At 36.8% G+C, this 8524-nt stretch carries 10 protein-coding genes; 5 read left to right on the top strand and 5 right to left on the bottom strand.

What is annotated here, in order from left to right; translation table 11 throughout:
• Together RLO81_RS15955 and msrA are read left to right on the top strand one after the other, a co-directional pair.
• The coding region (locus tag RLO81_RS15955) for a sensor histidine kinase (RefSeq protein ID WP_350113849.1) at positions 1-1650 on the top strand (1650 nt) is incomplete at its 5' end.
• Positions 1651-1713: 63 nt separating this feature from the next.
• Positions 1714-2241, top strand: coding sequence for a peptide-methionine (S)-S-oxide reductase MsrA (gene msrA, locus RLO81_RS15950; protein WP_350113846.1), 528 nt, complete (start codon positions 1714-1716; stop codon positions 2239-2241).
• Between the two features lie 50 nt (positions 2242-2291).
• On the opposite strand, the gene RLO81_RS15945 is transcribed toward msrA, so the two are convergent.
• The 3 genes from RLO81_RS15945 to RLO81_RS15935 are packed head-to-tail and all read right to left on the bottom strand — an operon-like array spanning position 2292 to position 4048.
• Positions 2292-2834, bottom strand: a complete 543-nt coding sequence (locus RLO81_RS15945; RefSeq protein WP_350113843.1) for a hypothetical protein — start codon at positions 2832-2834, stop codon at positions 2292-2294.
• Positions 2835-2873: 39 nt separating this feature from the next.
• The gene (locus tag RLO81_RS15940; protein ID WP_350113840.1) at positions 2874-3608 is read right to left on the bottom strand and encodes an MBL fold metallo-hydrolase; all 735 of its coding nucleotides are present in this window, start codon (positions 3606-3608) and stop codon (positions 2874-2876) included.
• Positions 3596-4048, bottom strand: a complete 453-nt coding sequence (locus RLO81_RS15935; RefSeq protein WP_350113837.1) for a GNAT family N-acetyltransferase — start codon at positions 4046-4048, stop codon at positions 3596-3598. Before RLO81_RS15935 ends, RLO81_RS15940 begins: the two co-directional genes overlap by 13 nt.
• A gap of 118 nt (positions 4049-4166) precedes the next feature.
• Here RLO81_RS15935 and RLO81_RS15930 point away from each other — a divergent pair, with 118 nt between their 5' ends.
• Both RLO81_RS15930 and RLO81_RS15925 read left to right on the top strand, forming a co-directional pair.
• On the top strand, positions 4167-5120 hold the full coding sequence (locus RLO81_RS15930; protein WP_350113834.1) for a YpdA family putative bacillithiol disulfide reductase: 954 nt from the start codon (positions 4167-4169) through the stop codon (positions 5118-5120).
• Positions 5121-5300: 180 nt separating this feature from the next.
• On the top strand, positions 5301-5699 hold the full coding sequence (locus RLO81_RS15925) for a hypothetical protein (protein WP_350113831.1): 399 nt from the start codon (positions 5301-5303) through the stop codon (positions 5697-5699).
• Between the two features lie 21 nt (positions 5700-5720).
• On the opposite strand, the gene RLO81_RS15920 is transcribed toward RLO81_RS15925, so the two are convergent.
• The gene (locus RLO81_RS15920; protein ID WP_350113828.1) at positions 5721-7022 is read right to left on the bottom strand and encodes a cation:proton antiporter domain-containing protein; all 1302 of its coding nucleotides are present in this window, start codon (positions 7020-7022) and stop codon (positions 5721-5723) included.
• Between the two features lie 160 nt (positions 7023-7182).
• Here RLO81_RS15920 and RLO81_RS15915 point away from each other — a divergent pair, with 160 nt between their 5' ends.
• On the top strand, positions 7183-8139 hold the full coding sequence (locus RLO81_RS15915; RefSeq protein WP_350113825.1) for a calcium/sodium antiporter: 957 nt from the start codon (positions 7183-7185) through the stop codon (positions 8137-8139).
• Here RLO81_RS15915 and RLO81_RS15910 read toward each other — a convergent pair whose 3' ends face one another.
• The gene (locus tag RLO81_RS15910) at positions 8140-8523 is read right to left on the bottom strand and encodes a YciI family protein (protein WP_350113822.1); all 384 of its coding nucleotides are present in this window, start codon (positions 8521-8523) and stop codon (positions 8140-8142) included.
• Position 8524: the final 1 nt, after the last annotated feature.

Below are 8524 nucleotides of genomic sequence, written 5' to 3'. Positions count from 1 at the left end.
TTACATGGTTGGGTTAGGTGGAAAGAAGGCTACCAGGACGCAGCGTCTGCTATAGCTACCAATGTTTTGGGGCTCATGTTTATGATCATGTTTCTTGAGGTAAAAAAATGGTCTAATACCTTTTACCGATTAAATGTTGGTTTAATGCTTTTAATCGGGATAAGCGGTATAATTCTTCTACATCTCCAAAATAATTTGATTTTTGATTTATTAGGTATTTATGGCATTATAGAAGTGATTTTAATGGTGATCACCTCTATTCAGGCAACACGAAAGAATGTTCCTCAAGCCGGATTCTTTTTAGCCGCTTATACCATATTTGGGTTTTTTATTATCTGGTTTATTCTCAATTTATTTCGAATACTTCCTTATGGATTTGTTTCGCAATATGCCATTCACCTTGGCTATGGACTAAGCGTTGTAATATTGTCTTGCGGAGTGGGTGTTCGTATCAATACATACTATAAAAAGCTCCTTAAAAAGGAACAGGACGAGCAGGAATTAATCAAAAGAAAAAATGAAGAATTGGAGCAGCAGGTAGCAATCAGGACTGAATTTTTAGCAGAAAAAGAAGGCAACCTTCGAGCGATTATTGAGAATCATACCAATGCGATATGGTTAGTAAATGCTAACTATGAATTGATAGACAATAACAGTGTGTTCGAAAAAGGGTGGGAATTAGCGTACAACCAAAAATTGGAATTAGGTAAAAGTATGATTGATCAGATGCCTGTACAAAACTTAAAAGCGCAATGGAAGATACGTTATGATTCTACACTAGAAGGTAATCCGGGCACCTATTACGATCAATATATAATCAGTGGTAAAACCCGACACTTTGAGATAAAAACGTTTCCTATTTTCCAGGATAATGAAGTTCGGGGTGTATCAATATTTTCATCGGATATTACAGAACGTATTGAATCTCAAAACCGCCTCGAAAACCAGAATATCATGCTAAAAAAGGTGAATCAGGAGCTTGACAGCTTTGTATATAGCGCTTCACACGATTTAAAGGCGCCATTGGCATCGGTGTTAGGTCTTATTAACATTTCCAGAATGGAGAAGAGCCTGAAGGAAAAGGAGAAGTATTACTCCATGATGGAAACCTCCATCAAACGGCTCGACCAGTTTATTAAAGACATTATTGACTATTCGCGCAATGCCAGAACAGAAAATATTAGTGAGAAAGTCGACCTCAAAGAAATCATTGAAAGTGTATTTGAGGATTTAAGATACATCTACAAAAAGGAAAAAGTAGAAGTTAAACTAGACCTAGACCTAAAGGCAGATGTGTATTCAGACCCAATGAGATTGAAGGTGATTATTAGAAATATTTTAAGCAATGCGCTTAAATATGGCTGTACTAAACCCAAAAACAATGTGATTGAGATAGAGGCTAGTGCGGGAAAGAAAAAAGTGAATATCAGTATTAAAGATTTTGGTCCTGGCATTAATAAAAAGCATCATGATAAACTGTTTGATATGTTTTACCGGGCAAGCGAAAGTACATCAGGCACAGGACTGGGACTTTATATTGTTAAGGAGACAGTCACCAAACTGGGCGGACAGGTAAGTGTATCTTCTGAACCTAAGCAAGGCACTACCTTTAGCGTGCAACTGCCCAATGAAATTAATAATAAAACATAAATAAGCTTTATTTCAAACTATCTGAGCTTTCGATTGGTTTAAAATAGATAACACGAATTACACATGAATAAAGCAATTTTCGGAGCGGGCTGTTTTTGGTGCATCGAGGCAGTTTTTCAGCAAATAAAGGGGGTTTCTAACATTGAATCAGGGTATATGGGTGGCAAAGTGAAAAATCCTACCTATCGAGAGGTATGTAGCGGGCTCACAGGCCATGCAGAGATAATTCAATTTGATTTTGACCCTACAGTGATTAGTTACAAAGAATTGCTGGAGATTTTTTGGAAAACGCATGACCCTACCACCTTAAACCGACAAGGGGCGGATGTTGGAACCCAATACCGGTCAGTAGTTTTTTATGTAAATGAGGAGCAAAAGGAATTGGCCCTGGCCTATAAGCAAAAACTAAATGAAGCCAATGTATTTGGTAATCCGGTGGTAACGGAAATTAGTGTTGCCAAGGAGTTTTACACGGCCGAAGAATATCATCAAAACTATTATAACGACAATAAAAACCAGCCCTACTGCACTTTTGTAGTAAAGCCTAAGGTTGATAAAGTAAAATCTGTTTTCGCTGAGAAATTGAAATAGCCAGGACTAAACTTGGCTATTTCAATTTCTAAATAATTAGTATGACCTAATTATAAACTATCCAAAAACTCTTCCATAGCTTCCATTTTCTCATCGGTGTATTCACCTGATGTGGCATAAGCTATCTTACCTTCTTTGTCTACAAGAAATAGATAAGGGACGTCTTTTTTATCAAATTCCAGTGCATCTTTGTAAGGCTTTAAACTTCCTTTATAAAATAAAATATTAGGGATTAATAATGGGTCAAGCTCTTCAGCAGTTTTCCTTTTGGCAGTGCCGGTTGCAGCAGCCTTTACGCCTGTAAACATTGGCACAAAATAAACATTTATATCGTACGAGAACGAAGCAAAAACACCTGTGGCCTCTTTAATAAATTTGTTGTAAACAGGACTAAACCAACTTGTCAAATCCTTCTCTGCCTTCTTTGAATAGGCTAAGGCTAACAAGGTGTATTTATCTTGAGTATCAATAGGGAGGTTGATTACTTTATCGTCAACCGTTTCAGTTTCCATATCAGGGAAAGCGGTTCCTTCAAGTTGGGCAAATACATTTAAAGCAAATACAGACAGACAAAGGGTAATTAAAAATTTCATAGGTTGGTTTTATATAAATACGATTTAAAATCTAATTTATTATGGCATATCTCTCATTCGAGTTTCAACTTCTTTTTCATCTTTCATTAATGAAACGATGATCGAAGTATCCGTTTTTCCATAGTGGTATGGGTAAAGAATTTTTGGTTTAAATGCCTTGGCCGCATCAGCCACCATTTCTGGTGTCATGGTATACGGTAAATTCATAGGTAAGAAGGCAATATCAATATTTTCCAGTGCCTTCATTTCCGGTGTGTTTTCAGTATCACCACCTATAAAAATGCGTTTATTGCCAATGGTTAATACATAGCTGTTGCACGTGCCTTTAGGGTGAAAAAATTCACCATTATCCCTTTTATGTACAAGGTTATAAGCTGGAATGGCTTCCAATTTAATGTTTTTGTAAGTTGTAGATTCCCCGTTTGTTAGAACCGTTCCGAATCCCAATTTATCAACACTTAACTGCGTAGTAATAATTTCAGTTTCATCTGTTTTTATTTTTTCAACTGCAGTTGGATCGCAATGGTCGCCATGATGATGCGTAATTAAAATCAAGTCTGCATCATCCATAGTCTCGTAATCAGCTTCTCGCGATGATGGATCGATGTGCATGACAGTGCCATCGTATCTAAACACTAAAGTGCCATGACCAACAAAGGTGATCTCCAATTCTTTTCCATTGCCTGTATCAAATTTATCTACTTCAAACTCCTGGCAATACACCATCGAGGTGCTGAATACAATCGAAAATATGGAAGCAATTATTTTAACCATTCGTATAATTTGTAGTGTTCACCGTCCATGCCAAGCTTTTCATAAACAGATTGGGCAGCTTTATTTTCCAGTTCAACATATAAACGAATGCCTACCAACTCCGGATCTTCATTCACCAATGCCTGAATGTATCGGTACAGCTCTTTAAAAACTCCTTTTCCACGATGTTCTTTTTTAACATAAACCGATTGTATCCAATAAACCGTTCCGTTTCGCCATTCACTCCATTCAGGGGTAATTAAAAGGCAAGCGATCACTTCATCTTCCGATTCAGTAGCAACATAATATTTTCCTTTGCCAGGGTCTTCAAATACGGCCTCAATGCCTAAGATTATTTTTTCTTTATCAAGATGAAGCCCCTCAGTTTCTAGGGCCATGGCGGCTTGAAATTCAGCGATAATTTCTAGCTCCTTAAATTTTGCGGGTCTAATTCTAGTCACCTTCTAAATATAACATATTAAAAATTAATTCCCGATTTATTCAATACCCTTATATTTTATCCTTTTAAGGAACCTTTTTAGGCTATACTTGTAATATAACCTGAAAACATGTAGTACTATGTTTGATGTAATAATTATAGGTGCCGGCCCTATTGGTTTGGCGTGTGGTATTGAAGCCCAAAAGAAGTCGCTTTCTTATTTGATTATTGATAAAGGATGCCTGGTAAATTCCATCTACAACTATCCTTTAAACATGACTTTTTTCTCCACCTCAGATAAGCTGGAAATTGGTGATGTACCCTTTATTTCTCATGGCGCCAAACCAAACAGGTTTGAGGCGCTGGAGTACTATCGCAGGGTAGCATCACATTACGATTTAAATGTGAAGCTTTACGAAAAGGTTGAAAAAATTGAAAAGGATTCCACAAGCATCAAGGTTGTAACTGAAAAGGGGGAGTATCTGGGAAAATCAATTGTACTGTCTACTGGTTTTTATGACTTCCCTTATATGATGAATGTTGAGGGCGAAGATTTACCTAAGGTGAAACATTATTATGATGAACCTCACCCTTACTACAAGCAGAATTTAATTGTTGTAGGAGCGGCTAATTCAGCCGTAGATGTTGCTTTGGAGACATATCGGAAAGGTGCGAATGTCACCATGGTGGTTCGTGAAAGTGGGATATTAGATTCAGTTAAATATTGGGTGAAACCCGATATAGAAAATAGAATTAAAGAAGGTTCTATCAAAGCTTACTTTAATAGCAACATTACAAAAATTGAAGAGGATAAAGTACACATTCAAACCCCTGAAGGGCCAAAAACCCTTGATAACGACTTTGTGTTGGCCATGACCGGCTACGAACCGAATTTCTCGTTGATGGAATCTATAGGTATACAATTTCAGGAGGATGAATTTCATACACCAGTCTATAATCAGGAAACCAATGAGTCGAATGTTCAAGGAGTTTATCTGGCAGGGGTTGTATGTGGCGGATTAAAGACAAACAAATGGTTTATTGAAAACTCTCGTGTCCACGCCAAGAATATTATCAATCATATTTGTTCCTGAAACTACGTAATTGCTGCATTTAAGTTATCTGTCCAAAAAATGAACAATCACTGCTCAAAATCGCTCACCATGGTATCATCAATATTAATATAACTTATTAATAATCAGATAGTTAAATACTTGGCACGAGATTAGTCTTGCTTGTTTTGGTTAATAAATTACAACTCAAAATAAACAAGCATGAAAAAGTTAAAATCAACATTAGTAGCGTTGGCATTGATTGTGTCAGTTTCTGCATTTGCAGGTGGCACAGAGAAGACAGTTGAAAAGGCAAGGGGCATTGTGAGCAATGCTGCACCTGACGATTACAAAGCATTAGCAAAAGCAGCTGAGCTATGTGTAAAAAAAGATGTTAATCTCACGGAAGCAAAGGAATGGTTTGAAAAGTCTATTTCCATTAAAGAGAATAGTAAGGCGTTTGAAGTAGCAGGCGATTACTATGCAAATAACGATTTACACGATAAGGCCATTGAATACTATGTAAAAAGTATGTTGAAGGCGAAAGAAAATGATGTAAACGCAGATACTGAATTGTTAGAATCTAAAATTCAGAAAGTAAAAAAGGCTCAAAAATCTTAATAAATTAATGGGGGAGGTGAATTAAGCACCTTCCTCATTTTCTTCAGGTTCCCTATGTTTTTCTTGCTCGGGAATTTTTTCAATTTCCTTATCCATCTCTCGCCAATAAGCCATTTGCATGGCATCTACAGGAGCCAAATGCTTTCCTTCCGCAATTAATGCAATGGCCATTAATCCACTGGTAATTAAAATGGTATATAGGTAAATAGATGAATTAAAACCTTCAACCTGAAAAGCCGCAGGAATAGAAAAATATAATAGAATGGTGATCAACCCTCTTGGTGCCATTAGCAGTTGTGGCTTTAAGTCTTTACGAATAATAAGTTTCAGAAAAACAGCTCTAATTCCCAGCATTAGAACTACTATTACCAGACTTATACCTAATGCTTCCAAATCTTTAAGCGCCCCAAGGTCAATGGATATTCCAAAAAGTACAAAGAATAAGGTGCGAACAACAAACGCAGTTTCAATGGTTACCAAATGAAAATTACTAAGAATGCTGTGCACTGATTTCACATCCACAAACGAAGCCAATTTGCCTCTAAAGAAGAGCTTGTAGTTATTAAGTACCAAACCGAAAATCAGGATAATCAATAGTGAAGACAGGTGGAAAAGTTTACCGACAGAATATAATAAAAGAAGTACTGCTATCAATAGAAATAGTTTTACCTGCGTTTTTAAACGCTGAAAAATCAGCACCAGTGCGTAGCTGGAAACCACCGAAATAAGAATGGTAATAAAAATGTTTAACGTAATATCCCAAACTACAGCCTGCGCGCTACTACTACCAATATTACCTACCAGAAAGTAGAAATACATAATACCCAGAATATCTGAGAAGGTACTTTCATAAATCATAAACTCTCTTTTCTCAGGGGTCATTTCACCTACAGAAGGGATAATGATGGCGCTACTTATAATTGAAACAGGAATAGCATACACTAAAGCCAAAGTGTAATCATCAATTAAAAAATAGTTAATCACCCCCGCAACAATTAATGAGGAACCCATAAGACTTAGGAACGCCACCAAAAGAGATTTTGAAATAACGGGCCATTTACTCCGGTTCAATTCAAGATCCAAAGCAGCTTCCAATACAATCATAATCAGACCAACAATGCCCAATATTTCTAGAATTTCGAAGACATAACCATTTTTAGGGATGCCAAAATAATTTCCTATAAGGTTCATTAGTATACCTAACCCAATTAGCAGTAGCACACTAGGTATCCCTGACTTTGCTGAAAGCAAATTAAAAAGATAGGAAATGATGATGAGCAGTGAGAAAATTATTACTACTGTATAAGGGTTAATTAAATCCATCAATGGTTACTTTTTATAAAATACTGAATACACCCAAATGCATGTAACCTACTGTAAATTATAGAGAACGGCATGTAGATTTGGGATTATAAAAAAAATTGAAAAAATATTAAAGTGCATTAAAAATACACTATTTTAGTCAGCTATAACTAGTAACGTTTTGATTTATATACTGTTTGTAATAGGTTTTGTTTTTCTAATAAAAGGCGCAGATCTTCTCGTTGATGGCGCCACTTCGATAGGCAAAAAACTTAACATTTCAAGTATCATTATTGGGTTAACAATTGTTTCATTTGGAACATCGTTGCCAGAACTATTGGTGAACCTCATAGCGAGCTATAATAACACCCCTGACATTGGTGTAGGTAATGTGTTGGGAAGTAACGTAGCCAACATCCTACTAATTCTCGGAATTTCAGCATTAATCAACCCATTACCGATCACAAAAAATACTTATTTCATTGAAGTTCCATTTTCGCTAACAGCTACGCTTTTAGTTGGGTTTCTGGCAAATGCAGCTTTGTTTAATAAATCAGAAGATTTAGCCATCAGCCAGGCCGATGGTTTTATTCTACTCTTCTTTTTCTTCTTGTTTATGGGCTATGTATACATTGTATCAAAGCAGAAGAAATCTGAGTTTAACGATGAAGAGTTTAAGGAAATGGCCACTTCTAAATCAGTCATCTTAATATTGGTTGGTATGGTTGGCCTTTACTTTGGTGGCCAATGGGTGGTAGATGGTGCAGTAGCCATGGCACGTGTATTTGGAATGAGCGAAACGTTTATTGGATTAACAATAATTGCTGTGGGAACTTCCCTCCCAGAACTGGTTACTTCAGCCGTTGCAGCATTTAAGAAAGATACTGATATAGCGGTAGGTAATGTGGTAGGCTCAAATATATTTAACCTGCTATGGATTCTAGGTTTAAGCGCGTCTATAAAAAGCATCCCTTACGATTCCATTTCTAATTCAGATATTTTTATGATCATCGCTTCCAGCACTGCCCTAATTCTGGCAGTGGTTATAGGTAAGCGGCCTGTGATTAGCAGATGGGAAGGCTTCTTCTTTTTAATTGCCTATGTCTGGTATATTATATTTCTGATAGAAAGAGGGTAATTATTCTTCCAACACAAATGATCCCTTGGCAGTATACCACGGTCTGATTTCTGTGGTTAACCTTCCCGCACTAATTGCTGGGTCTTGTGCCACAAGTTGTTCAGCTTCTTCCATGCTTTCCACCTTTAAGATGAAAATACCACCTCCTTTTTCAAACGGCCCGGCCAGCACTAACTTTTTATCCGTTATCATTTGAGAAATATTAGCCATATGGGCTCTTTGAATGCTATCCACCTGTGCTTTAGGAAGTTCAGGTTTATTCGGGTTGGTTATCAACTCAACAAAATAGTATTTCACTATTTCCATTGGGGGATTGCCTTCTTTGTCTTGAGCCATCATTAAATGACATGTTACAAGTAGTGTAACGGTTAAAAGTGTTTTCATA

Origin of the sequence: Fulvivirga sp., assembly GCF_040220315.1 — a bacterium.
In the GTDB taxonomy this organism is placed as follows: domain Bacteria; phylum Bacteroidota; class Bacteroidia; order Cytophagales; family Cyclobacteriaceae; genus Fulvivirga.
This window is presented reverse-complemented; position numbering and strand designations above follow the sequence as displayed.